A 25390-nucleotide genomic window follows, 5' to 3' on the forward strand; every position below is an offset into this window, starting at 1 on the left:
TCAGGTCCCTTCCTTACGTCACTTGGCGGCGGCCGGAGCGTCCTCGCCGAGAAGCTTCCCGTCCGAGGTCTCGAACTGCTTCTTGAAGTCAGCGATGCCGTCGGCGATGGCGGTCAGGGTGTCGTCCGACATCTTGCCGCCCTCCTTGATGGAGGTCATGAGGCCCTGCTCCTTGCGGTGCAGGTACTCCAGGAGCTCCTTCTCGAAGCGGCGGATGTCGGCGACCGGCACGTCGTCCATCTTGCCGGTGGTCGCGGACCACACGGAGACGACCTGGTCCTCGGTCGGCATCGGCTGGTACTGAGCCTGCTTGAGCAGCTCGACCAGACGCTGACCGCGCTCCAGCTGCGACTTCGACGCGGCGTCCAGGTCGGAACCGAAGGCGGCGAACGCCTCCAGCTCACGGTACTGGGCCAGGTCGAGGCGAAGCCGGCCGGAGACCTGCTTCATCGCCTTGTGCTGGGCGGAGCCACCGACGCGGGAGACCGAGATACCGACGTTCAGGGCCGGACGCTGGCCGGCGTTGAACAGGTCGGACTCCAGGAAGCACTGGCCGTCGGTGATGGAGATGACGTTGGTCGGGATGAACGCCGACACGTCGTTCGCCTTGGTCTCGACGATCGGCAGACCCGTCATCGAACCGGCGCCCAGGTCGTCGGAGAGCTTCGCGCAGCGCTCCAGCAGACGGGAGTGCAGGTAGAAGACGTCACCGGGGTAGGCCTCGCGGCCCGGCGGACGGCGGAGCAGCAGGGACACGGCGCGGTAGGCGTCGGCCTGCTTCGAGAGGTCGTCGAAGATGATGAGGACGTGCTTGCCCTCGTACATCCACTGCTGACCGATGGCCGAACCGGTGTACGGCGCGAGGTACTTGAAGCCGGCCGGGTCGGACGCCGGGGCGGCGACGATGGTCGTGTACTCCAGCGCGCCGGCCTCTTCGAGGGCGCCACGCACGGAGGCGATGGTCGAGCCCTTCTGGCCGATGGCGACGTAGATGCAGCGGACCTGCTTCTTGGTGTCGCCCGAGCGCCAGTTGTCGCGCTGGTTGATGATCGTGTCGACGGCCAGCGCGGTCTTGCCGGTCTGACGGTCGCCGATGATCAGCTGACGCTGGCCACGGCCGATCGGGGTCATCGCGTCGACGGCCTTGTAGCCCGTCTCCATGGGCTCGTGGACCGACTTGCGGACCATGACGCCCGGGGCCTGCAGCTCGAGGGCGCGGCGGCCGGACGTCTCGATCTCGCCGAGGCCGTCGATCGGGTTGCCGAGCGGGTCGACGACGCGGCCGAGGTAGCCCTCGCCCACGGCGACGGACAGCACCTCACCGGTGCGCTGCACCGGCTGGCCTTCCTCGATACCGCTGAACTCGCCGAGGATGACCGCACCGATCTCGCGCTCTTCCAGGTTCAGCGCGAGACCGAGGGTTCCGTCCTCGAACTTCAGCAGCTCGTTCGCCATGGCCGAGGGAAGACCCTCGATCTTGGCGATACCGTCGCCGGCGACGGTGACCGTACCGACCTCCTCGCGCGAGGCCGCGTCCGGCTGGTACGACTGGACAAAGTTCTCCAGTGCGTCCCGGATCTCCTCCGGCCGGATCGTGAGCTCCGCCATCTGGGTTCCCTGCTCTCCTTGTTGGGCCCGAAGTTTCACTTGGGGGGATGGGGGACTCCCCCCGATGAGAGGTGAATCCTCTGCACGGCCCAACCAGGGCCGTAATTGCCTACTGCGTGTGTGGTTACTAGCTCGCCATGCGGCGGGCGGCGTCCTCGAGACGGTCCGCGATGGAGCCGTTGATGACCTCGTCGCCGACCTGCACCCGGATCCCGCCGAGGACATCGGGGTCCACGTCGAGGTTGAGGTGCATCGGACGGCCGTAGAGCTTGGCCAGAGTGGCGCCGAGGCGCTGCTTCTGTCCGTCGCTCAGCGGCACCGCGGAGGTGACCACGGCGACCATGCGGTCGCGGCGCTCGGCGGCGAGCTTGGACAGGGACTCGAGTCCCGCTTCCAGGCTACGTCCGCGCGGCGCGGTCACGAGACGCGTCACCAGACGCTCGGTCGTCGCCGCGGCCCGGCCGCCGAGCAGGCTGCGCAGCAGCTCGCTCTTGGCCGCCGTGGTGGCGGCCCGGTCGGTCAGCGCGGCGCGCAGCTCGGTGTTCGAGGCGACGATCCGGCCGAAGCGGAACAGCTCGTCCTCGACGTCGTCGAGCGTGCCCGCCCGCTGCGCCGCCGTGAGGTCGGCGATGGCGGTGAGCTCCTCGAGGGCGTCCACCAGGTCGCGGGACTGCGACCAGCGGGAACGCACCATGCCGGACACCAGGTCGGTGGCACTGCCGCCCACCTGGCCGCCGAGCAGGCGCTGGACCAGCTCGGCCTTGGCCTCGCCGGGCTGCGCCGGGTCGGTGAGGACCCGACGCAGCGACACCTCGCGGTGCAGCAGCGCGGTGACCGCGGCCAGCTCGTCGGCGAGCTGGGCCGCGTCCACGGACGTCGAGTCCGTCAGCGCGTCGAGACGCTCACGTGCGGCTGCGGTTGCCTCGCGGCTCGCTCCGTGTGCAGTCATCGAGCCGCCTCGGCCTTCTCCTCAAGCTCGGAGAGGAAGCGGTCGATGACGCGGCTCTGGCGGGCGTGGTCCTCGAGGGACTCGCCGACGAGCTTGCCGGCCAGGTCGGTGGCAAGCGTGCCGACGTCCTGACGCAGCGACTGAGCGGCGGCCTTGCGGTCGGCCTCGATCTGGGTGTGACCGGCGGCGACGATCTCGTCGCGCTGCCGCTGGCCTTCCGCGCGCATCTCGGCGATGAGCGTGGCGCCCTGTTCCTGAGCGTCCTGGCGCAGTCGCGCGGCCTCGTGACGGGCCTCGGCGAGCTGAGCCTTGTACTGCTCGAGAACGCTCTGGGCCTCGGTCTGCGCGGCCTCGGCCTTTTCGATACCGCCCTCGATGGCCTCGCGGCGCTGCTCCAGAACCTTGTTGATGTTCGGGAGAAGCTTCCAGGCCAGGAAGCCGAAGACGATGACGAAGGCGAGCAGGCCGATGACAAGCTCGGGGATCGGCGGGATGAGAGGGTTTTCCTTCTCCTCGGCCGCCAGAATGAGCAAGTGGCTCATGTCAGTGCCTTTCGTCTAGTGGGCTGTTGCTGATCGGTGGATCAGACGCCGTAGACGAACGGCATGACCAGACCGATGAGGGCGAGCGCCTCACAGAAGGCGAAGCCGAGGATCTGGTTGGCGCGGATCAGACCGGCGGCCTCGGGCTGACGGGCGAGAGCCTGGGTGCCGTTACCGAAGATGATGCCGACGCCGACGCCGGGGCCGATGGCCGCGAGGCCGTAACCGATCGAGCCGAGCGAGCCGGAGACAGCGGCAAGGGTCTGGGACATGCCAGTTCTTCCTTTTCTTTACGGACCGGTGGGGGTTGGCCACCGGACGACTGAGGGGTCGGGGGAGGGGGCGCCGCTCAGTGGTGCTCGGCCAGCGCGCCCTGGATGTAGGTGCAGGTCAGCAGCACGAACACGTACGCCTGCAGGGCCTGGATGAAGAGCTCGAAGGCCGTCATCACGATGGTCATGATGAACGAGACGCCCGCGTAGGCGATGCCGACCCCGTTGAGCAGGTACCAGCTGGCGATCGTGAACAGCAGCAGCAGCGTGTGGCCCGCGAACATGTTCGCGAAGAGTCGCACGGCGTGCGTGAACGGACGGACCAGCAGGTTCGAGAAGAACTCGATGAGCATGGCGAGCGGGAGAACCGGGCCGAGCGACTTGTCGTAGCCCGTGACGTTCTTGAAGAAGCCCACGAAGCCGTGGCGCTTGAAGGTCAGCGAGACCCACAGAACGTAGACGATCAGGGCCAGCACCAGCGGGTACGAGATGATCGCAGTGACCGGGAACTGGGCGAGCGGAATGATCGACCAGAGGTTCATCATCCAGACGAAGAAGAACAGCGAGACGATCAGCGGAACGTACTTCTCGCCCTCCTTCTTGCCGATCGTCTCGTAGACGACGCCGCGGCGGACGAAGTCGTAGCCGGCCTCGGCGACCATCTGGAGCTTGCCCGGGACGACCTTCGGCTTGCGGAACGCGGCCCAGAAGAAGCCGACGATGACAAGCGAGCCCAGCAGCGCCAGGAGCATCGTCTTGTTGAAGTACAGGTTGCTGTCCCCGTCGCCCCAAATGGGCTCGAACAGGAACGAGTGCAGGCCGGGTGCCGGGAAGCCACAACCGTCGAAGATGTGGCAGTCGGTCTCGAAGGCGAGCACCTGCGTCGGGTCAGCACTCACCGCGGGCTCCTTCAGCGTGGCGCATAGGTACGGCATCCTCGTTGTGTCGGCGCGGCGCACAGCCGCGGTTCGGCACTGGACTGGTGTTACGGATGTGGGGGCGGCAGAGGGGCATCAAGCCTCGCGATCGAACAGGCGTCAGCTCAGATGCCCGCGCCCGCGATGCCGCAGTTGGCACCGGACGATAGCAGGATCTCCTGCGTGCACTTATCCCGGCCCTACCCCTCACGACGAATGACCCTTGTTCTCGGGCTTTTCGGCCTTCGAGGAGTCGGGTTCGACGTAGAGGATCTTGGCCTTCATGTGGGCACGCGCCTGTGCGCCGATCCACACGAGGGTGGTGACGACCAGGGTGAGCGCGAAGGACTTGGGATTGAACAGCGAGGTGTTCTTGAACACGGCGACAAAGATGAACAGCAGAAGAATCTGTGCCGTGTAGAGCAAGAGCCCCATCGCCTGGAACAAGTGCGGAAGCGATTTGGCGGTGCGCTGCAGAACGTAGAGGCCCAGCCCCATGAAGAGGATCACCACCAGCGTCGCGACGACCGCGCCGAGCGCTCCCTTGCCGCCGGCGACCACACCGCTGACGACGGCGGCAATCGCGCCGACCGCAGCTGTGGGTACAGCGGCCTGAAGGAGGATCCGGGCGTCATTGGACGGCATGGCGGCAACTCCGCTTGCTAAGGGGGGCGTGTCGTCATGGACGAGCGTAGTCCCGGGCCGAGAGAGAACCTCACGCCAAAGGACCGTCGTTCAGGGGTCCTTCGGCTCTGCCCTGGGTTCTCGTGAACCGTATCACAAACTATTTGATGAGGTCTTTACCTGGTTGGTGTGCCGACTGTCACACATGAGAGTGAACCTGCGCGTCTGTGCATTTCAAGCGCCCCTTTGTCTGATATTGGGGCGCTTTGCTCCACCACGATTTGGTCACGCGTTAGTCAGATTCTTACCTTCGGCTCAGCGCGAGGACTCCGCCTCGCGCCGGTCGAGAAGTCGCGGACGGGTACCGATCGCCGTCGCTCCATTGACTCCGGCGACGCCCGCGGCGGCCGGAGCACGGTGCTCCCGCGCCTCGTCCGGATCGCCCGCAGCGGCCGTCTCGTGGGTCACGGGCGCCCCGTCCCCGGCGGCCGCCGCGGCGGCCCTGCGACGGCGGTAGCGGGGCGGCACGAGGTGCTCGGCCCAGCGCGGTGCCCGTGGGGTGAAGCGCGGCAGCAGAAGCAGCACGAGGCCGACGGCGCTGAGCGCCGCGATGGCGAGCACGCTCCACATGGCCCCGGAGTTGACCGAGTACGCGAGGGCGCCGAAGGCGATCAGCGCCGACCAGAAGTACATGATCAGCACCGCGCGGCTGTGCGAGTGGCCGACCTCCAGCAGGCGGTGGTGCAGATGCCCCCGGTCCGCCGCGAACGGCGACTGACCGCGCCAGGTGCGGCGCACGATGGCCAGCACGAGGTCGGCGGCCGGGATCGCGATGATCGTCAGCGGCAGCAACAGCGGGATGAACACCGGCACCGTCTGGTGCACCGTGTTGCGCTCGGAACCGGAGAACAGGTTCATCACGTCGGGGTCGATCTGCCCGGTGATGGAGATCGCGCCGGCGGCCAGGACGAGCCCGATGAGCATCGATCCCGAGTCGCCCATGAAGATCCGCGCGGGGTGCATGTTGTGCGGCAGGAAGCCCAGGCACATGCCCATCAGGATCGCCGCGAACAGCGTCGCCGGGGCGGCGGCCTCGATGCCGTACGAGTACCAGATCCGGTAGGCGTACAGGAAGAACGCGGCGGAGGCGATGCACACCATGCCCGCGGCCAGGCCGTCGAGACCGTCCACGAAGTTGACCGCGTTGATGGTGATCACGACGAGCGCCACCGTCAGCAGCGTGCCCTGCCACTGGGTCAGCGCGACCAGGCCCACCCCGGGGATGGGCAGCCACAGGATCGTCAGACCCTGCATGACCATCACACCGGCGGCGATCATCTGGCCGCCCAGCTTGATCAGGGCGTCGATCTCGAACTTGTCGTCCAGCACGCCGATCAGCCAGATCAGCGCGGCGCCGGAGAGCAGCGCGCGCGGTTCGTTGGAGTTCGAGAAGACCGCGTTCAGGTTCTTCAGGTGGTCGGCCACCAGCAGACCGGCGCACAGCCCGAAGAACATGGCGATGCCGCCGAGCCTCGGCGTGGGTTCACGGTGCACGTCGCGCGCCCGGATTTCCGGCATGGCTCCGGCCACGATCGCGAATTTCCGCACCGGCCCTGTCAGCAGGTACGTCACCGCGGCCGTGATGCAGAGCGTCAGCAGGTATTCACGCACGGGCTTCCCCACAGGTCTCGCTGGCCATCACAGCCCCACACCCTAGCGATGCACGCATATGGTTGAGGACTTTCGGGTAGCGACGATGGTTGCACGTGTGGCTGTGCGGCTCGGTACGCGTACCCCCGGTCAGTCCGGATAAGGCGGAAATCTCACAGTGAGTTCCCGCACCTCGTCCCGTGCCGTTCGGGCGTCGGTCTCGTCCCGCAGCACCCCGGCGAACAGGGCCGCGACCCGCGCCATCTCCGGCTCGCCCATCCCCTGGGTGGTCAGCGCCGCGGTGCCCAGACGCAGACCGCGGGCGTCCCCGTGAGGCAGCGCACAGGTGTCGAGGACCATGCCGGCCGCGGCCAGCCGTCCGCGCGCGGTGCGCCCCTCGACCCCGAGCGGCGCCGGATCGGCGACCAGCAGATGCGTGTCGGTGCCGCCCGTGGTGACCGCGAGCCCCTCCGCCTCAAGACCGGCGGCGAGCACCCGCGCGTTGGCGGTCACCTGATGGACGTACGCCGCGAAGGCCGGGGTCGCCGCCTCGCCGAACGCCACGGCCTTCGCCGCGATCGAGTTCATCTGCGCGCCGCCCTGGGTGAACGGGAACACGGCCCGGTCGACCCGCTCCGCCAGCTCGGCGCCGCACAGCAGCAGGCCGCCGCGAGGACCCCGGAGCACCTTGTGCGTGGTGGCGCACACGACATCGGCGTACGGCACCGGGTTCGGCGCCGCTCCCCCCGCGACGAGCCCGATGGGATGGGCGGCGTCCGCGATGAGATAGGCGCCGACCTCGTCGGCGATCTCCCGGAACAGCGCGTAGTCGATGTGCCGGGGATACGAGATCGAACCGCAGACGACCGCCTTGGGCCGGCGGGCCCTGGCCAGCGTCCGCACCTGCTCGTAGTCGATCAGCCCCGACTCCGCCTCGACGCCGTAGCCGACGAAGTCGAACCAGCGGCCGGAGAAGTTCGCGGGCGACCCGTGGGTGAGATGACCGCCGAAGGGCAGGCCCATCGCCAGCACGGTGTCACCGGGGCGCAGCAGGGCGGCGTACGCGGCCAGGACGGCCGAACTCCCGGAGTGGGACTGGACGTTGGCGTGATCGGCGCCGAAGAGGGCCTTGGCGCGGTCGACGGCGATCCGCTCGGCGACGTCGACGATCTCGCAGCCGCCGTGGTGGCGGGCGCCGGGATAACCCTCCGCGTACTTGTTCGCCAGCGGCGAGCCGAGCGCCGCCAGCACGGCGGGCGAGGTGAAGTTCTCGGCCGCGATCAGCTGCAGCGTGATCGACTGCCGGTCCAGCTCGCCGCGCAGGATCTCGGCGAGCTCCGGGTCCTGGCGGCTCAGGACATCCGCTTCGGGCATGGTGGCGACCGGCATGGTGGGCTCCGGACATCTGCGGAGGGACGCTTATGTCCAATGTAGGACCGGGGCCGGTGCCACGCCCGGCGTCAGGTCCGGGCGGGTACCCCCGTCAGCGCGGTGACGACCGGATCCAGCGCCTCGTTGATCTCGTCCCCGATGGAACGGAAGAACGGCAGGGGCGCGCCGTAGGGGTCGTACACCTCGTCGGCCTCGGCGGTCGGGGCCAGCAGCCAGCCGCGCAGCGCGGCGGCGGCCCGCACCAGGGCGACGGCGCGTTCGACCACGCCGTCCTGGAGCGGCGGCAGGGTCGCGGTGTCTATCGCGCGGACCAGCCGGGTGAACTCCTTCAGCGTGAAGGTGCGCAGGCCGGCGGAGTGCCCCATGGAGATGACCTGGGCACGGTGGTCACGGGTGGCCGTCAGCACCAGGTCGGCGCGGATGACGTGGTCGTCGAGCAGCTCGCGCCCCACGAAGCCGGAGGGGTCCGCGCCGAAGTCGGTCAGGACGGTGGCCGCGTTGGCCTCCATGGGCGCGCCCTCGTGGCCCCAGGTGCCGGCGCTCTCCACGATGAGCCCGCCCCACAGGGGGTCGCCCAGCCGGTCCGCGAGGGCATGCCGGGTCAGCCGCTCGGTGATCGGCGAGCGGCACACGTTGCCGGTGCTGACGTGCAGGATGCGGAAGGACCCGGCCTCGGATCCGCCGGTCCCGTTGATCGGCGTGCCTATGCCACGCATGGGGGTGCTCCCTGCTCGGGCCGAGCCGGGAGCCCGGAGGGCCGGGGGGCTGTCAATTCGCCACCTCGAGGTCGGGTACGACCTTCCGGAGCTCCTCCGCCGACAGCGCGCCCGCGCGCAGCAGGACGGGCACCTTGCCGGTGACGTCGACGATCGAGGAGGGCACGTTGCCGGGGGTCGGGCCGCCGTCCAGGTACACCGAGACGGAGTCGCCGAGCATGCTCTGCGCGGCGTCGCAGTCCTCCGGCGCGGGGTGGCCGGTGAGGTTGGCGGAGGAGACGGCCATGGGGCCGACCTCGGTGAGCAGCTCGATGGCGACGGGGTGCAGCGGCATCCGGATCGCCACCGTGCCCCGGGTGTCCCCCAGGTCCCACTGGAGCGAGGGCTGGTGCTTGGTGACGAGGGTCAGCGCGCCCGGCCAGAACGCGTCGACGAGCTCCCAGGCCATCTCGGAGAAGTCCGTGACGAGGCCGTGCAGGGTGTTCGGGGAGCCGATGAGGACGGGGGTGGGCATGTTGCGGCCCCGGCCCTTGGCGTCGAGCAGGTCGGCGACGGCCTCGGAGGTGAAGGCGTCGGCGCCGATGCCGTAGACGGTGTCGGTGGGGAGGACCACCAGTTCGCCACGGCGGACGGCGGACGCCGCCTCACGCAGACCTGTGGTGCGGTCGGTCGCGTCGTTGGTGTCGTATCGCCGTGCCATTTAGCGGGCCTCCTCATACACGTACTGCTGGCTGGGGGTGCGAAGAAACGCGAGGCGGGGGAACGCGGCGCGCGCACGGGCGCCGTGCGCCCCGGCCGCGTGCGCCCGGCTCACGGCATCGCCTTGCGCGCGGTCGCGAACCGCGGCCGGTTGTTGAGGTCCGGATGGTCGGCCGCGTCGGCCCAGCCCCGCTCCTCGGTGAAGATCCAGGGCACCTGTCCGCCCTGGGTGTCGGCGTGCTCGATGACGACGACACCGCCGGGCCGCAGCAGCCGGTGCGCGGTGCGCTCGATACCGCGGATGAGGTCGAGTCCGTCCTCGCCGGAGAAGAGGGCGAGCTCGGGGTCGTAGTCCCGGGCCTCGGGCGCCACGTACTCCCACTCGGTGAGCGGGATGTACGGGGGGTTGGAGATCACCAGGTCCACCTGGCCGTCGAGGTCGGGGAAGGCCGTCAGGGCGTCTCCCTGGCGCAGGTCGACCCTGGACCCCTCGACGTTCTTGCGCGTCCACTGGAGGGCGTCCTCGGACAGCTCCACGGCGTGCACGCGCGAGCGCGGGACCTCCTGCGCGAGGGCGAGCGCGATGGCGCCCGAACCGGTGCACAGGTCGACGATCAGCGGTTCGACGACGTCCATCGCGCGGACGGCGTCTATGGCCCAGCCGACGACCGACTCGGTCTCCGGGCGGGGCACGAAGACACCGGGCCCCACCTGGAGTTCGAGGTAGCGGAAGTAGGCGTGCCCGGTGATGTGCTGGAGCGGCTCGCGGGCCTCGCGGCGCGCGGTCACCTCCCAGTAGCGGGCGTCGAAGTCCGCGTCCTTGACGGTGTGCAGCTCGCCCCGCTTCACGCCGTGCACGAAGGCGGCGAGCTCCTCCGCGTCGTTGCGCGGCGAGGGCACGCCGGCGTCGGCCAGCCGCTGGGTGGCCTGGGCCACTTCCGCGAGCAGCAGGTTCACGCTGGTCCTCCGGGGCTGAGCTGTTGTCGTGGTTATGCGGCGGCGAGCTTGGCGGCCGAGTCCGCGTCGACGCAGGCCTGGATGACGGCGTCGAGCTCGCCGTCGAGGACCTGGTCCAAGTTGTACGCCTTGAAGCCGACGCGGTGGTCCGAGATGCGATTCTCCGGGAAGTTGTACGTACGGATCTTCTCGGAGCGGTCGACCGTGCGGACCTGGCTGCGGCGGGCGTCGGCGGCCTCCCGCTCCGCTTCCTCCTGCGCCGCCGCGAGGAGCCTGGAGCGCAGGATACGCATCGCCTGCTCCTTGTTCTGCAGCTGGCTCTTCTCGTTCTGGCAGGACGCGACGACTCCGGTGGGAATGTGCGTGATGCGCACCGCGGAGTCGGTCGTGTTGACGGACTGGCCGCCGGGGCCCGAGGAGCGGTAGACGTCGATCCGCAGGTCGTTCGCGTGGATCTCCACGTCGACCTCCTCGGCCTCGGGCGTGACGAGCACGCCGGCGGCGGAGGTGTGGATACGGCCCTGCGACTCGGTCGAGGGCACGCGCTGCACCCGGTGCACACCGCCCTCGTACTTCAGCCGGGCCCAGACGCCCTGGCCGGGCTCGGTCGCGCCCTGGCCGCCCTTGGTCTTCACCGCGACCTGGACGTCCTTGTAGCCGCCGAGCTCGGACTCGGTGGAGTCGATGATCTCGGTCTTCCAGCCGATGCGCTCGGCGTAGCGCAGGTACATGCGCAGGAGGTCACCGGCGAACAGGGCGGACTCGTCGCCGCCGGCGCCCGCCTTGATCTCCAGGATGACGTCCTTGTCGTCGCTCGGGTCGCGCGGGACGAGCAGCAGGCGGAGCTTCTCGGTGAGCTCCTCGCGCTGCTTCTCCAGGTCCTTGACCTCGGCGGCGAAGTCGGGGTCGTCGGCGGCGAGCTCCTTGGCCGTGCCGATGTCGTCCCCGGTCTGCTTCCAGGAGCGGTACGTCGCGACGATCGGGGTCAGCTCGGCGTAGCGCTTGTTGAGCTTGCGCGCGTTGGCCTGGTCGGCGTGGACCGACGGGTCAGCGAGCTTCTTCTCCAGATCGGCGTGCTCGCCGATCAGTTCCTCGACCGCCTCGAACATCTCCGGCTCCAATGGACTGTCCCCGGCCGCGTGGGGGGCTCGGGAACGTAGGTACGGCGTGGGGTTCCCCTGCTCGAACGTGTCGAGAGCCCGGGGAGGGGGCTGGACCGCAAAGCGCCGGTCCCGGCGTCCCCCGTGCGGGAGACGCCGAAGACCGGCGCTGTGGGCTCGCTACTTGCTGGCAGCGGCAGCCTTGCCGAAGCGGGCCTCGAAGCGGGCCACACGGCCACCGGTGTCGAGGATCTTCTGCTTGCCCGTGTAGAACGGGTGGCACTCGGAGCAGACCTCGGCGCGGATGGTGCCGCTGGAGATCGTGCTGCGGGTGGTGAACGACGCGCCACAGGTGCAGCTGACCTGCGTCTCGACGTACTCGGGGTGGATGTCGCGCTTCAAGGTGTCTCCTAGTTTCGGGAGGGCGCCGGGTCGCCGCCGCTGGATGCGGATGCGTGAACCGGGGCCGACGTACCAGTTTGCCAGCACTGGCCGTATCCCCCAAAACGGGGGGACGCGGCGATCTATTCCCCGAGGTGGGACGGGGGCCGGACGGGGCCCCGATCCGGGCCCGCGCGGGGCCCGGGGGCCGGTCAGCCGGGGGTGACGACGCCCTTCGCGGTGCCGGTGGCGGTTCCCTCGGTCGCGGCCTTCGGGATCGGCCTGTCGGCCTCCAGGGCCTTCCAGACGAGCTCGGCCTTGGGCTTGTCGACCAGGACCCTGTTCGCGTCGGCGGGGTCGTACTGGACCGGCATCGTCACCATCGTCATGTGGGACGAGCCGATGCCCTTGAGGCCGCCCGCGAAGGAGGCCAGGTCGGTGACGCTGCCGATGTCGGAGTCGGTGGTCACCGTCTTGGTCGCGGTGTCGGCGAGGTCGTACAGCTTTTTCGGGTTGGACAGCAGCCCGATGTGCTTGACCTGGTCGACGAGGGCCTTCATGAACGCCTGCTGGAGCTGGATGCGGCCGAGGTCGGAGCCGTCGCCCACGCCGTGCCGGGTGCGGACCAGGCCGAGCGCCTGCTTGCCGTTCAGCTCGTGCGAGCCGGCCGGCAGGTGCAGATGGCTCTCCTGGTCGGAGATGGGCTTGGTCGTGGTGACCGTGACCCCGCCGAGGTCGTCGACCAGCTTCCGGAAGCCGCTGAAGTCGACCTCGATGTAGTGGTCCATGCGGATGCCGGTCAGGGACTCGACGGTCTTCACCGCGCAGGCGGCGCCGCCGGTCGCGTACGCCGAATTGAACATCGCGCCGGAGACCGCGCCGTGGACGGTGCCCTTGGAGTCGGTGCAGGAGGGCCGCTGGACGAGGGTGTCGCGGGGGATGGAGACCACACTGGCCCGCTTGTGGCCCTTGTACACGTGGACGATCATCGCGGTGTCCGAGCGGGCGCTGCCGTCGTCGGCGCCGCCGCCCAGCTTCTTGTTGGTGCCGGAGCGGGTGTCGGAACCGAGCACCAGGATGTTCTCGGAGCCGTTGTCGATCTTCAGGGGCCGGTGGCTGCCCAGCGCCTGGTTGATGTCGACGCTCTTGAGGTTGCCGTTGAGCTTGAAGAACAGATAGCCGGCTCCGGCGCCGCCGAGCGCCACCACACCGGCCGCGGTCCAGGCCGTGACGATCAGGGCCTTGCGCCGCGTGCTGCGGGTCCTGCGGCGGCTTCCGTCCGGTCGGGGCGGGCTGCTGGGGCCGGAATCGCCCGGTATGACGGGCTCCGGCGTGCTCTCGGCGGGCATATGGCTCCTCGGCTTCCTCTGCTCTGCTCCCCGGTCGGTTACCCCCTGCTTTCAGGGCCAGGCCCATCTGGTCGTGACGAGGCGTACCGCTCCATGGTCGCTCCGTACGGTCAGACGGGGAAACTCGGGAAAGGGTTGCACGACGCAAAGTGCCCACCGCGTGACGCGGTGGGCACCCTGTGTGTCCGGCCTGAGCGGGGAGAACCCCGCTCACCTGCGAGATCAGCCGAAGATGTCGTACTGCTTGAAATCGGTACCTACCGAGACCCTTGTGGCAAAGATCTCGCTGGTGGCCTTTCCGGTCCCCTTGTAGAGGTAGAGCGTGCCGCCGGGGGTGCGGGCCAGGAAGTCGGCCTTGCCGTCGCCGGTGATGTCGCCGACCGCGTCGAAGGCGTTGTAGCCCGTCCAGGCGCTGCGCACCTTGATGCGGGAGGAGAACGCCTCGGAGCCGGTCTTGCCGGTGCCCTTGTACAGGTACAGGTCGTCGCTGCCCGACGCGCGGGCGAGCAGGTCGGCCTTGCCGTCACCGGTGAAGTCGCCGTGCGCGCGGATGGAGTTGTACTGGTTCCAGCCGGTGCGGACCTGGATGCGCGCGGAGAAGGTGCCGTTGCCCTTGCCCGGGTACTCCCACATCGCTCCGGCGGAGTCGACGGAGAGCATGTCGGGCAGGCCGTCGCCGGTGATGTCGCCGGGGGCGATGACGCGGGTGCGGGTCTTCCAGTTGGTGAAGATCTTGTCGGTCGACCAGTCGTCGATCGACTTCACGTAGTGCATCCAGAAGATGTCGCCGCTGGTGCTGTCGCGCACCACGAGGTCCTGGTAGCCGTCACGGTTCAGGTCCGTCTGGAGGACGGAGTTGACCCCGCTCCAGTTGCCCCACGTCACGCGCGCGGCGAACCCGGAGCCGGTGGAGTCCTTCGAGTAACCCGTCTTGGTCGACGAGTTGCGGACCCAGAGGTCGGCCTTGTGGTCGCCGCTCAGGTTGGTGTCCTCGACGCGCGGGTAGGCGGCGCCGACGTAGGTGCTGACCTTCGAGAAGACGCTGTACGCGCCCTTCGCGACGCAGTCCTCGACACCCCAGGAGACGACACCGACGATGCGGCCGTTCACGATCAGCGGGCCACCGGAGTCGCCGTTGCACGCCGTGGTGGTGCCGGCGTCGGTGCCGGTCGCCTTGGTGCCCGCGCAGACCATGTGACCCGCGACGAAGTCGGTGCCGTACGTGGTCTTGCAGGTGGTGTCCGAGTTGATCGGCAGCGTGGCCGTCTTCAGCGTCTCGGAGATGTCCTGCGTGGTGGAGGTGGTGCGGCCCCAGCCGTACAGCGTGCCCTTGGTGCCCGACGCGTACGACGCGGTGTCGCCCGACGTCGTCATGCGGATCGGCTTGGCGCTCACGGGGTTCGCCAGCGTGATGATCGCGATGTCGTTGTCGATGGTCGTCGAGTTGTACGACGGGTGGTTCCACTGACGCCAGGGAGCGCTGACCGTGGCGCCCGACGGCAGCGTGCTGCCGCTCGCCAGCTGAGCGGTGCCGGTGACGACGGCGCCGTTCGCCTTCCAGTCGTAACCCTTGACGCAGTGCGCGGCCGTGAGGATCTTCGTCGGCGCCACGACGGAGCCGCCGCAGAAGAAGCCGATGTCGTTGGCCTCGTCGTAGTACCAGAGCTGCGCCATCCACGGAGCCGTGGAAATGGTGGTCGTGGTACCGCCGATGATCTTCGGGTCGACCTTCGCCGTGTTCGTACCGGCGCTCAGGGACGCCTTCCGGGTCGTCCGGCCCGCGACGTCGTCACCGGCGACGGCGCCCGCCACCCGCTTCTCCAGCTCGGCCTGGGACGGCGTCGAGTGGGTGGGCCGCACGGTCGGAGTCGGCGGCGTCGTGCTGGGCGCGGCGTTCGCGGACGACATCAGAAGCGCGCCGGCGACCACCGCGGCGAGGCCCGCCGCGGCGACCGGAACGGCGATCCGTATGCGGCGTCTGTGCCTACCGCCCCCGGACGTGGACGTATCCACTCAAGTCCCCCCTCAGAGAAAAGAGTTCAGATCTGCTTCAGCAGAAGTTCAAGGGCGCGATCGTACACGTGTCCCGGACGGCGCAAAGGGCCGCCCCCGTCACCTGGGTGACGGGGGCGGCCCTTTGCGGTTCTGCCCTGCGAATCACGGTCGTCGAGGACCGTGACCGCGTAAAGATCAGTCGTTGCCGTTGCCCGGCGACGGCGTGGTCTTCTGGATCTGGAGCAGGAACTCGGCGTTCGACTTCGTCTGCTTCATCTTGTCGAGGAGCAGTTCGATCGCCTGCTGCTGGTCGAGCGCGTGCAGCACGCGGCGCAGCTTCCAGGTGATGGCGAGCTCGTCGCTGCCGAGCAGGATCTCTTCCTTGCGGGTACCGGACGCGTCGACGTCCACCGCCGGGAAGATGCGCTTGTCGGCCAGCTTCCGGTCGAGCTTGAGCTCGGCGTTGCCGGTGCCCTTGAACTCCTCGAAGATGACCTCGTCCATGCGCGAGCCGGTGTCGACGAGCGCGGTGGCGAGGATCGTCAGCGAACCGCCGTCCTCGATGTTGCGCGCCGCGCCGAAGAACCGCTTCGGCGGGTAGAGCGCGGTCGAGTCGACACCACCGGACAGGATGCGGCCGGAGGCCGGGGCGGCGAGGTTGTACGCACGGCCCAGACGCGTGATCGAGTCGAGCAGCACGACGACGTCGTGGCCCAGCTCCACCAGACGCTTGGCACGCTCGATGGCGAGCTCGGCGACCGTGGTGTGGTCCTCGGCCGGACGGTCGAAGGTCGAGGAGATGACCTCGCCCTTGACCGACCGCTGCATGTCGGTGACCTCTTCCGGACGCTCGTCGACCAGGACGACCATCAGGTGGCACTCGGGGTTGTTGTGCGTGATCGCGTTGGCGATCGCCTGCATGATCATGGTCTTGCCGGTCTTCGGCGGGGCCACGATCAGACCGCGCTGGCCCTTGCCGATCGGCGCGACGAGGTCGATGATGCGGGTCGTCAGCACACCCGGGTCGGTCTCCAGGCGGAGCCGGTCCTGCGGGTACAGCGGCGTCAGCTTGTTGAACTCCGGGCGGCCGCGGCCCGAGTCGGGCGCCATGCCGTTGGTGGAGTCCAGGCGCACGAGCGCGTTGAACTTCTCGCGGCGCTCGCCGTCCTTGGGCTGGCGGACCGCGCCGGTGACGTGGTCACCCTTGCGCAGACCGTTCTTGCGGACCTGGGCCAGCGAGACGTACACGTCGTTGGGACCCGGCAGGTAGCCCGACGTACGGATGAACGCGTAGTTGTCGAGGATGTCGAGGATGCCCGCGACGGGGATCAGCACGTCGTCGTCGGCGACCTGCGGCTCGGCGATCTCGTCGCGGCCACGACGGCCACGGCGGTCACGGTAACGGCCGCGACGGCCGCGACGGCCGCCCTCGAAGTCGTCGTCGTCCTGCGGTCCGTTGTCACGGGGACCGTTGTCACGCGGCTGCTGCTGACGGTCCTGACGGCCGCCGCCCTGCTGCTGGCGGTCCTGACGGTCCTGGCGCTCCTGCCGGTCCGGGCGCTGCTGGCCGGCGCCCTGGCCGCCCTGCTGCTCGTCGCCCTTGACCGGGCGGCGGTCGCGGTCACGGCCGCGGTCGCGGCGGTCACGGCGCTCGCGACGGCCCTCGGCGCCCTCGGCCTCGCCCTGCGCGTCGGCCTTCGGCTCGTTCTTGGCCTCGGCGGCGACCGTCTCGGGGCTGCCCGCCTCGGCGGTGGCGCGACGACGACGGCGCTCGGCGGGGGCGTCCTCCGCCCCGCGGTCGGCGTCACCCGTCCGGGAGGGACCGCCGGCCGGCTGGCCGGGGATCTCGATCTGCTGCTGGGCCACGGCCTTCTCGGCGGCCTTCTCGGCCTTGTCCGCGGCGGGCGCGGCGGCCTCGTCGCCGGTGCGGGCCTTCGAGGTGGCCCGGCGCTTCGGCTTGGTCTCGGCGGCGTCGGACTCCGTCTTCGCCGGAGCGCCACCCCCGGCCTGCGCCTCCTTGATGACCTCGATCAGCTGGCTCTTGCGCATCCGCGCGGTGCCCCTGATGCCGAGGCCGGACGCGACCTGCTGCAGCTCGGCCAGCACCATGCCCTCGAGGCCGGTACCGCGGCGTCGCCTGGAGCCGGCACCGGTGGCAGGCGCGGAGGCGTCCGTGGCGGGCGCGGCAGCGGTCTCCTCGACACGTGCGCCCATCAGATCGGTGGTGTCGCTCACGAAGGGTCCTTCCCTGGAGCGGACGTCGGCCTGTCTGGCTCGGCGACCGGTTGTGCTGTCCGGCATTGGCCCTTGCTGTGTGGACCGTGCCGGGGCGGTGGTCCGCCAAAGCGGCGGAAGACATTGCAGATGATGACGATTCCGGAGCCGTGGCACTGAGTTTCGGTGTCATCGGCTCGGTCACGCCGGTTCCGGAGCGTGCTCAGCACTGCTCAGCGCATGGCACCCAATGCAAGGCACGTAGCAGTTTGGGAGGCTCCCGGAAGAATGGGTGTCCCGGACAGGGACGCGAAGCACCTCGCCATGGTGGGGTCGGGTGCAGACTTGAGGTTAACACTACCGGATCCAACAAACATTCCCCCTCTCCAAATCCGGCAACCGTGCGTCGTCAATCGACCTCGACCGGTGCGAGCGGCAGCACGCACGCCCCCTGGGCGTCGAGGTCCAGACGGTTGGCGGCCCAGCTCTGACCTGCGAGATCGGCCACCTTGTCGGCCGAGGCGCGGTCGGCCAGCGCGAGGACCGTGGGCCCCGCGCCGGAGATCACCGCGGGGATGCCGTCCGCGCGCAGGCGCTCGACGAGCGCGGCGCTCTCCGGCATCGCCGGAGCGCGGTATTCCTGGTGCAGACGGTCCTCGGTGGCGGGCAGCAGCAGCTCGGGGCGCCGGGTCAGGGCCTCGACGAGCAGTGCGGCGCGGCCCGCGTTGGCGGCGGCGTCGACGTGCGGGACGGTGCGCGGCAGCAGTCCGCGCGCGGTCTCGGTGAGCACGGGCTTCCCGGGTACGAAGACCACCGGGACGATGGAGTCGGCGGGGTCCATACGGATCGCCCGCGCGGCGCCGGACTCCATCCAGGAGAGGGTGAATCCGCCGAGCAGACAGGCCGCGACGTTGTCGGGGTGTCCCTCGATCTCGGTCGCGAGTTCGAGCAGCGCGGTGTCGTCGAGCCTGCTCTCTCCGCCTATGGTCACCGCGCGGGCGGCGACGATTCCGGCGCAGATGGCGGCCGACGAGGAGCCGAGGCCCCGGCCGTGCGGAATGCGGTTGGCGCACACGATCTCGAGGCCGCGCGGCTGTCCGCCGAGCAGGTCGAACGCGGTGCGCAGGGAACGTACGAGGAGATGCTTCTCGTCGCGCGGCAGCGTCTCGCTGCCCTCACCCGCGATGTCGATGTGCAGTCCTGAGTCGGCCACCCGGACGACCACGTCGTCATAGAGCCCCAGTGACAGGCCGAAGGCGTCGAAACCCGGGCCGAGGTTGGCACTGGTGGCGGGGACGCGCACCCGGACGGCGGCGGCGCGGAACGCTGGACCGGCCATCGCTCAGTGACTCTCCTTGAGCTGCGTGATGTACGAGATTTACGAGGAACTGCGAGGTGAACCGCGGTGGGCGGGCACCGGGGCCCGGAATCCGCAAAGACCGCGCGACACCGCGGCATATGCGGCGGGCGGGTTCGGTACAGCCTATCGAAGGAAGGTTCTGTGGCGACATAGGGCGCACAGGAGGCGCACGATGCGTGTCGTAAGCCCCTCGTGCACCCCCCGTCGGGACGGCCGGGGAAAGACCCTCTCGAGCGGACGGTTTCCGTCGGTTTTCCGGCGATTTTCCGCCCGCTCACGGCGTGTTCCGCCCGGCCGCACCCGGCGGATTCACGCCATGAAGGGCCTGACTTCCCGCCAATTCCGGTCCGGTGTCCGGCCGGGCGGGTCTCGCCTTCCGGCCGGCCCCGATTCGCCTTCCGGCCGGCCCCGATCCGGCTTCCACCGGACCGGTCCCGCCGTCGTGCTCGACCGGCTTCCTGCTTCCGCCGGACCGAGCGTGCATCCGGCACCGGGCGAACCCGGACCCGGCCTCGAGCGGGCCTGACCCCGGTTCAGGCGATCCCGGATCCGGACCCGGGCGAACCTTGACCCGGGCTCGAGCCCGCCCGGCCGTGGCGACCTAGACCAGACCGAGCCGCTCCGCCGCCGTCGCCGCGTCCACCGGGACCGTGACCGGCTGGGGCGCGCCGGCGACCGCCCAGTCGGGGTCCTTGAGACCGTTGCCGGTGACGGTGCAGACGATGCGCTGACCCGGGTCGACCTTGCCCTGCTCGGCCGCCTTCAGCAGACCGGCGACGGACGCGGCCGACGCGGGCTCGACGAAGACGCCCTCCTGAGAGGCCAACAGCCGGTAGGCGCGCAGGATCTCACGGTCCGTCACCTCGTCGATGAGACCGCCCGACTCGTCCCGCGCGGCCAGCGCGAACTGCCAGGAGGCCGGGTTGCCGATCCGGATCGCGGTGGCGATGGTCGACGGGTCCTTGACGACCTCGCCGCGCACGATGGGCGCGGAGCCGGACGCCTGGAACCCCCACATGCGCGGGGTCCGCGTGGCGACGCCGTCGGCGGCGTACTCCTTGTACCCCTTCCAGTACGCGGTGATGTTGCCCGCGTTGCCCACCGGCAGGACGTGGATGTCGGGCGCGTCGCCGAGCATGTCCACGATCTCGAAGGAGGCCGTCTTCTGGCCCTCGATCCGCACCGGGTTGACCGAATTGACCAGCGCCACCGGGTAGTTGTCGGAGAGCGAGCGGGCCAGCGTCAGGCAGTCGTCGAAGTTGCCGTCGACCTGGAGGATCTTGGCGCCGTGCACGAGGGCCTGGCCCATCTTGCCGAGCGCGATCTTGCCCTGCGGGACGAGGACGGCGCAGACCATCCCGGCGCGCACGGCGTACGCGGCGGCGCTCGCCGAGGTGTTGCCGGTGGAGGCGCAGATGACCGCCTTCGCGCCCTCCTCCTTCGCCCGCGTGATGGCCATGGTCATACCGCGGTCCTTGAAGGACCCGGTCGGATTGGCGCCCTCCACCTTGAGGTGGACCTCGCAGCCCGTGCGCTCGGAGAGAACCTGCGCGGGCACGAGCGGCGTACCGCCCTCGCGGAGCGACACGACCGGCGTGCTGTCGGTCACCGGAAGCCGGTCCCGGTACTCCTCGATGATTCCGCGCCACTGGTGGGTCATTGCTCGTTACTCTCCTTCAACCCGCATGATGCTGGAGACACCCCGCACGGTGTCGAGGCCGCGCAACGCCTCGACGGTCCCGGCGAGGGACGCGTCGGACGCGCGATGAGTGACGACGACGAGGGAGGCCTCGCCGTCCTTGCCCGACTGGCGCACGGTGTCGATGGACACCCCGTGCTCGGCGAAGACGGTGGCCACCTGGGCGAGGACACCGGGCTTGTCGGCCACGTCGAGGCTGATGTGGTACCGCGTCACGACGTCGCCCATGGGCGACACCGGGAGCTGGGTGTACGCGGACTCGCCCGGGCCGGTGGCACCGCCGAGCTTGTTGCGGCAGACGGCCACCAGGTCGCCGAGGACGGCGGACGCGGTCGGCGAGCCGCCGGCGCCCGGCCCGTAGAACATCAGCTGACCGGCGGCGTCCGACTCGACGAACACGGCGTTGTACGCGCCGCGCACGGAGGCGAGCGGGTGGGTCAGCGGGATCATCGCGGGGTGGACGCGCGCCGTCACCGAGCCCCCGTCGGCGGCGCGCTCGCACAGGGCGAGCAGCTTGATGGTGCAGCCCATGCCCTTCGCCGAGGCGAAGTCGGCGGCGGTGACCTCGGTCATGCCCTCGCGGTAGACGTCGTCGAGGCGCACCCGCGTGTGGAAGGCGATCCCGGCGAGGATGGCGGCCTTGGCGGCGGCGTCGAAGGCCTCGACGTCCGCGGTGGGGTCGGCCTCGGCGTACCCGAGCGCGGTGGCCTCGTCGAGGGCCTCCTGGTAGCCCGCCCCCGTGGAGTCCATCTTGTCGAGGATGAAGTTGGTGGTGCCGTTGACGATGCCCATCACTCGGTTGATCTTGTCGCCGGCGAGGGACTCGCGCAGCGGCCGGATCAGCGGGATGGCGCCGGCGACGGCGGCCTCGTAGTAGAGGTCACGGCCGTGCTCCTCGGCCGCCGCGTGGAGGGCGGCGCCGTCCTGGGCGAGCAGCGCCTTGTTCGCGGAGACGACGGAGGCGCCGTGCTCGAACGCGGTGGTGATGAGCGTACGGGCGGGCTCGATACCGCCGATGACCTCGACGACCACGTCGATGTCCCCGCGTTTGACGAGGGCGGTGGCGTCGGTGGTGACCAGCGCGGGGTCGATGCCCGCGCGCACCTTGGAGGGCCGGCGGACGGCGACGCCGGCGAGCTCGACGGGGGCCCCGATCCTGGCCGTGAGGTCGTCGGCGTGCGTCGTCATGATGCGCGCCACCTCTGAGCCGACAACCCCGCAGCCCAGCAGCGCCACCTTCAGCGGACGCGTACGCATCATCCGACCTCGTTTCCTCATACCGTGTTCGGTTGGACCAGTCTCACTCACCGGACGGGAGTTTCTACCCTTCGTCCGGATCGTGAGACGTCCATTTCATTTTTCTGGCAGGTGACGGCAGGAGATCTTCCGTCCCGGTCCACACCGTGCCGATCCGGTCCATCCGATCACCTGACGTCACCTCCTGTCACCCGCCGTCGCCCCCGGTTGGCCGGGAGCGAGGCGCCGTTCGTCCTGTGTTCTTCTTCTCGGCCTTCTTCTCAGCCGACGTCGAGACGCAGGAGGTCCTCCTCCGTCTCGCGACGGACGATCACCCGCGCGGCTCCGTCCTTCACGGCGACGACCGGCGGGCGGAGCGCGTGGTTGTAGTTGCTGGCCATGGACCGGCAGTACGCACCGGTGGCCGGCACCGCGATCAGGTCGCCCGGCGCGAGGTCGGCCGGCAGGAACGCGTCCTTGACCACGATGTCCCCGCTCTCGCAGTGCTTGCCGACGACGCGCACAAGCATCGGCTCGGCGTCGGAGGTGCGCGAGACGAGGGAGACGCTGTACTCGGCGTCGTACAGCGCGGTCCGGATGTTGTCCGACATGCCGCCGTCGACGGAGACGTAGGTGCGCAGCCCGTCGAGCGGCTTGACGGTGCCGACCTCGTACAGCGTGAACGCGGTCGGTCCGACGATGGCGCGCCCCGGCTCCACGGAGATGCGGGGGGTCGCGAGGCGCGCGGCCTCGCACTCCCGGGTCACGATCTCGCCCAGCGCCTTGGCGATCTCGTGCGGCTCGCGGGGGTCGTCGTCGCTGGTGTAGGCGATGCCCAGACCGCCGCCGAGGTCGATCTCGGGCAGCTCGACCCCGTGCTCGTCGCGGACCGCGGCCAGCAGCGCGACCACGCGCCGGGCGGCGACCTCGAAGCCGGCCATGTCGAAGATCTGCGAGCCGATGTGCGAGTGGATGCCGACCAGTTCGAGCGAGTCGAGCGCGAGCGTCCGCCGTACGGCCTCGGCCGCCTGGCCGTCGGCGAGCGCGATCCCGAACTTCTGGTCCTCGTGCGCGGTGGCGATGAACTCGTGCGTGTGGGCCTCGACGCCCACCGTCACCCGGATCTGCACCCGCTGCCGGACACCCAGGGACTGCGCGATGTGGGCGACCCGCACGATCTCCTGGAAGGAGTCGAGCACGATCCGCCCGACACCGGCCTCGACGGCCGTACGGATCTCGTGCTCGGACTTGTTGTTGCCGTGGAAGGCGATGCGGTCGGCCGGCATCCCGGCGGACAGGGCCGTCGCCAGCTCACCCCCGGAACACACGTCCAGGTTGAGCCCCTCCTCGTGCAGCCACCGCACGACGGCGCGCGAGAGGAAGGCCTTGCCCGCGTAGAAGACGTCGGCGTCGTGCCCGAACGCGGTGCGCCAGGCGCGCGCCCGCTCACGGAAGTCGGCCTCGTCGAGGAAGTAGGCGGGGGTGCCGAACTCCTGGGCCAGCGCGGTGACTTCGAGTCCGCCGACGCTCAGGACCCCGTCCTCGTTCCGGCTGACGGTGTGCGACCACACCTTCGGGTCGAGGGCGTTGAGGTCGGCGGGCGGGGCGCTGTAGTGGCCCTCGGGGAGGACGTCGGCGTGACGGGGGCCGGCGGGGTGCGCGGAACGGCTCATGTCTGCAGTGCTCTCTACTTCGTCAAAGGTGTTCGGGTGCGCTGATGCCGAGCAGGGACAGGCCACCGGCGAGCACCGCCCCGGCGGCTTCGGCGAGCGCGAGCCGGGCACGGTGGGCGGCCGAGGGTTTCTCGTCGCCGAGCGGCAGCACGACGTGCTGGAAACCGAGCAGGGCGTCGGCGGTCACGACGAGATGCCGGGCCAGCCGGTCGGGCGCCCGGTCCCGCGCGGCGAGCCGCAGGGCGTGCGGGTACCCGGCGAGCGCGGCGAGGAGATCGGCTTCGGCGGGGGTGGGAGTGGGGGGGTGCTGGCGGTGGCGGGGGCGGCGACGCCGACAGCGGCGCTGGCGGGGGCGGCGACAGCGGCGCTGGCGGTAGCACTGACGCTGGCGCTGCTGAAACCGAGGGTGGCGGCGTTGCGGCGCAGGGCCCGGGTGCGGGCGTGGGCATAACGGACGCGGAAGAGAGGGTTGCTCTCGCGCTGGAGGAGGTGGTCGGCGCTGATCCGGGGCCGGTCGTGCGGCGCGGGGTGGAGCAGCGCCCAGCGGGCGGCGTCGTGACCGAGGGAGGCAGGGTCCTCGGACGCGGGCACGGGCCGCAGGTTCACGGGCTCGGAGTGACGGACCTCGGCACGTCCGCCCTGGGTGGCGACGATCCGTACGAGGGTGTCGGCGACGATCTCGGCCCGGGTGTCGTAGGGAACGCGCAGCTCGACGACCTGCCCGGCGAGGGTGTCACCGTGCCCGTACCGCGCCCCGCGCTCCAGGACCTCTTCGACCAGACCGGCGGTGGCGCCGCCGACGAGGGTGATGTTGAGGAAACCGGGCCCGGTGACGGTGACGCCGGCGACACCGGGTTCGTCCACGAGGTACCGGCGCAGAACCTCGGCGACACCGGCCGCCGGCAGCTTCGCCTGTCCGGCGAGCCGCAGGGCGACGTTCGTCGCGTAGTCCCCGCACCCGCCCGCCCCCGGCGGCGCGACCACCACACCCTCCGGCACGGACACACCGTCGAGTTCCCCGTCGTCGACAGCACGACGCACCGCGCGCAGCACGGTACGGGAGAGCTCGACGGGAGTCACGGGACAAGCCTAGGGGAGGTAGGGGGTGAAAACGCGAGCCGATTTGCGGATGGTCCGGGATGTGGACGGGGCAGGGGTTCGGCGGGCCAGGGGGTGCGGCGCGTTTCCCGGTGCCTGCCGGCCTAGGACCGATTTCCCGCACGCGAGGGGGCAGCGGGGCTCGACCCGCACGAGGGACGAACGCGCTCACGGGGCGCGGAGCGATGGCAGCCGGGCCCCGACCGAACGTCGTAACGAGCCGGAGGCGGCCGCCGGGCCGGTCACCACACAGACGAGACCCGCTCCTGATGCCGGTGTACTCGGCGCACGCACCGACGTACTCGGCGTATGAACGTGCTCGCCGGTGTAGATGTGTCCGCCGGGTCAATGACCAGGGTGTCCAGCGTGCCCGGCATGGTCTGCATGCCCTGCGTGCCCGGCCCCCTCGACGACGCCACCATCACCACTACCGCCCCCGCCGCCCCCACCGGAGACGTCTCCCGGCACACGCCCCTCGATCAACTGGCGTACGAGGCTGACGAGTTCGGCGGGCTCGAAGGGCTTGGCGAGGAAGGCGTCGACGCCGACGTCGAGACCGGCGTCGACCTCGTACTGCGTGCAGGCGCTGACGATGGCGAGAGGAAGATCACGGGTGCGCGGGTCGGCACGCAGCCGGGCGGCGGTGCGCAGACCGTCGAGCCGGGGCATCACGACGTCGAGGGTGACGACATCGGGCCGGACCTGATGGACGACGTCCAGACACTCGGCACCGTCAGCCGCGGTCACGACCTCGAGACCCTCCAGCTCGAGGTTGACCCTGATCAGCTGCCGGATGACCTTGTTGTCGTCCACGACAAGGACCCGACCGGACGCGCCTGGCACAACTCGAGAGTAGGTCCGCGCCCACCGCCGCGTCCGGCTTTTCCCCACTTCCACCCCCCGCGGAACCGCCCCCACCCCGAACACCCCCACCCCACCCCCCAGCCCCACTCGCCCCC

Annotated in this window: 21 protein-coding genes and 1 pseudogene; all 22 read right to left on the minus strand. The window is 70.1% G+C overall.

Annotated elements, in window-relative coordinates:
- Nucleotides 1–18 precede the first annotated feature (18 nt).
- The gene (gene atpA, locus IO36_RS31865) at nt 19–1608 is read right to left on the minus strand and encodes a F0F1 ATP synthase subunit alpha (protein ID WP_037624938.1); all 1590 of its coding nucleotides are present in this window, start codon (nt 1606–1608) and stop codon (nt 19–21) included.
- Nucleotides 1609–1735: 127 nt separating this feature from the next.
- Nucleotides 1736–2557 (minus strand): F0F1 ATP synthase subunit delta, encoded by an 822-nt coding sequence (locus IO36_RS31870; RefSeq protein ID WP_037624940.1) that lies wholly within the window; start codon nt 2555–2557, stop codon nt 1736–1738.
- The gene (locus IO36_RS31875) at nt 2554–3099 is read right to left on the minus strand and encodes a F0F1 ATP synthase subunit B (RefSeq protein WP_037624943.1); all 546 of its coding nucleotides are present in this window, start codon (nt 3097–3099) and stop codon (nt 2554–2556) included. Before IO36_RS31875 ends, IO36_RS31870 begins: the two co-directional genes overlap by 4 nt.
- Nucleotides 3100–3140: 41 nt before the next feature.
- The gene (atpE, locus tag IO36_RS31880) at nt 3141–3371 is read right to left on the minus strand and encodes an ATP synthase F0 subunit C (protein WP_031039373.1); all 231 of its coding nucleotides are present in this window, start codon (nt 3369–3371) and stop codon (nt 3141–3143) included.
- Nucleotides 3372–3448: 77 nt separating this feature from the next.
- A complete protein-coding gene (gene atpB, locus IO36_RS31885) occupies nt 3449–4270 on the minus strand; it encodes a F0F1 ATP synthase subunit A (protein ID WP_037624945.1) in 822 nt (273 codons plus the stop codon).
- 225 nt (nt 4271–4495) lie between these two features.
- Complete coding sequence (locus tag IO36_RS31890) at nt 4496–4933, minus strand: Cg1360 family ATP-synthase-associated protein (RefSeq protein ID WP_037624946.1); 438 nt, start codon at nt 4931–4933, stop codon at nt 4496–4498.
- Between the two features lie 294 nt (nt 4934–5227).
- Nucleotides 5228–6583, minus strand: coding sequence for an MraY family glycosyltransferase (locus IO36_RS31895; RefSeq protein WP_037624948.1), 1356 nt, complete (start codon nt 6581–6583; stop codon nt 5228–5230).
- 129 nt (nt 6584–6712) lie between these two features.
- On the minus strand, nt 6713–7951 hold the full coding sequence (glyA, locus tag IO36_RS31900) for a serine hydroxymethyltransferase (RefSeq protein ID WP_037624950.1): 1239 nt from the start codon (nt 7949–7951) through the stop codon (nt 6713–6715).
- 71 nt (nt 7952–8022) lie between these two features.
- Nucleotides 8023–8670 (minus strand): arsenate reductase/protein-tyrosine-phosphatase family protein, encoded by a 648-nt coding sequence (locus tag IO36_RS31905; RefSeq protein ID WP_037624952.1) that lies wholly within the window; start codon nt 8668–8670, stop codon nt 8023–8025.
- A gap of 52 nt (nt 8671–8722) precedes the next feature.
- Nucleotides 8723–9370, minus strand: coding sequence for an L-threonylcarbamoyladenylate synthase (locus IO36_RS31910; protein ID WP_037624954.1), 648 nt, complete (start codon nt 9368–9370; stop codon nt 8723–8725).
- 110 nt (nt 9371–9480) lie between these two features.
- Nucleotides 9481–10326, minus strand: coding sequence for a peptide chain release factor N(5)-glutamine methyltransferase (prmC, locus tag IO36_RS31915; protein ID WP_037624956.1), 846 nt, complete (start codon nt 10324–10326; stop codon nt 9481–9483).
- 32 nt (nt 10327–10358) lie between these two features.
- The gene (gene prfA, locus IO36_RS31920) at nt 10359–11435 is read right to left on the minus strand and encodes a peptide chain release factor 1 (protein WP_037624958.1); all 1077 of its coding nucleotides are present in this window, start codon (nt 11433–11435) and stop codon (nt 10359–10361) included.
- A gap of 171 nt (nt 11436–11606) precedes the next feature.
- Nucleotides 11607–11828, minus strand: coding sequence for a 50S ribosomal protein L31 (rpmE, locus tag IO36_RS31925; protein ID WP_037624960.1), 222 nt, complete (start codon nt 11826–11828; stop codon nt 11607–11609).
- 191 nt (nt 11829–12019) lie between these two features.
- Complete coding sequence (locus IO36_RS31930) at nt 12020–13156, minus strand: LCP family protein (RefSeq protein ID WP_037624962.1); 1137 nt, start codon at nt 13154–13156, stop codon at nt 12020–12022.
- A 222-nt stretch (nt 13157–13378) separates the two neighbouring features.
- On the minus strand, nt 13379–15169 hold the full coding sequence (locus IO36_RS31935; protein WP_245173559.1) for a trypsin-like serine protease: 1791 nt from the start codon (nt 15167–15169) through the stop codon (nt 13379–13381).
- Between the two features lie 177 nt (nt 15170–15346).
- On the minus strand, nt 15347–17386 hold the full coding sequence (rho, locus tag IO36_RS31940; protein ID WP_037624964.1) for a transcription termination factor Rho: 2040 nt from the start codon (nt 17384–17386) through the stop codon (nt 15347–15349).
- A 388-nt stretch (nt 17387–17774) separates the two neighbouring features.
- On the minus strand, nt 17775–18704 hold the full coding sequence (thrB, locus tag IO36_RS31945; protein WP_037624966.1) for a homoserine kinase: 930 nt from the start codon (nt 18702–18704) through the stop codon (nt 17775–17777).
- 622 nt (nt 18705–19326) lie between these two features.
- Nucleotides 19327–20385, minus strand: a complete 1059-nt coding sequence (gene thrC / locus IO36_RS46330; protein WP_037624968.1) for a threonine synthase — start codon at nt 20383–20385, stop codon at nt 19327–19329.
- A gap of 6 nt (nt 20386–20391) precedes the next feature.
- On the minus strand, nt 20392–21681 hold the full coding sequence (locus tag IO36_RS46335; RefSeq protein ID WP_037624981.1) for a homoserine dehydrogenase: 1290 nt from the start codon (nt 21679–21681) through the stop codon (nt 20392–20394).
- A 260-nt stretch (nt 21682–21941) separates the two neighbouring features.
- On the minus strand, nt 21942–23333 hold the full coding sequence (gene lysA, locus IO36_RS31960; protein WP_037624970.1) for a diaminopimelate decarboxylase: 1392 nt from the start codon (nt 23331–23333) through the stop codon (nt 21942–21944).
- A gap of 22 nt (nt 23334–23355) precedes the next feature.
- Nucleotides 23356–24413: pseudogene (gene nrtL, locus IO36_RS31970) on the minus strand (ArgS-related anticodon-binding protein NrtL).
- 363 nt (nt 24414–24776) lie between these two features.
- A complete protein-coding gene (locus IO36_RS31975; protein ID WP_078943573.1) occupies nt 24777–25322 on the minus strand; it encodes a response regulator in 546 nt (181 codons plus the stop codon).
- Nucleotides 25323–25390: the final 68 nt, after the last annotated feature.

This window comes from Streptomyces aureus, assembly GCF_000725495.1.
Lineage (GTDB): Bacteria > Actinomycetota > Actinomycetes > Streptomycetales > Streptomycetaceae > Streptomyces > Streptomyces aureus_B.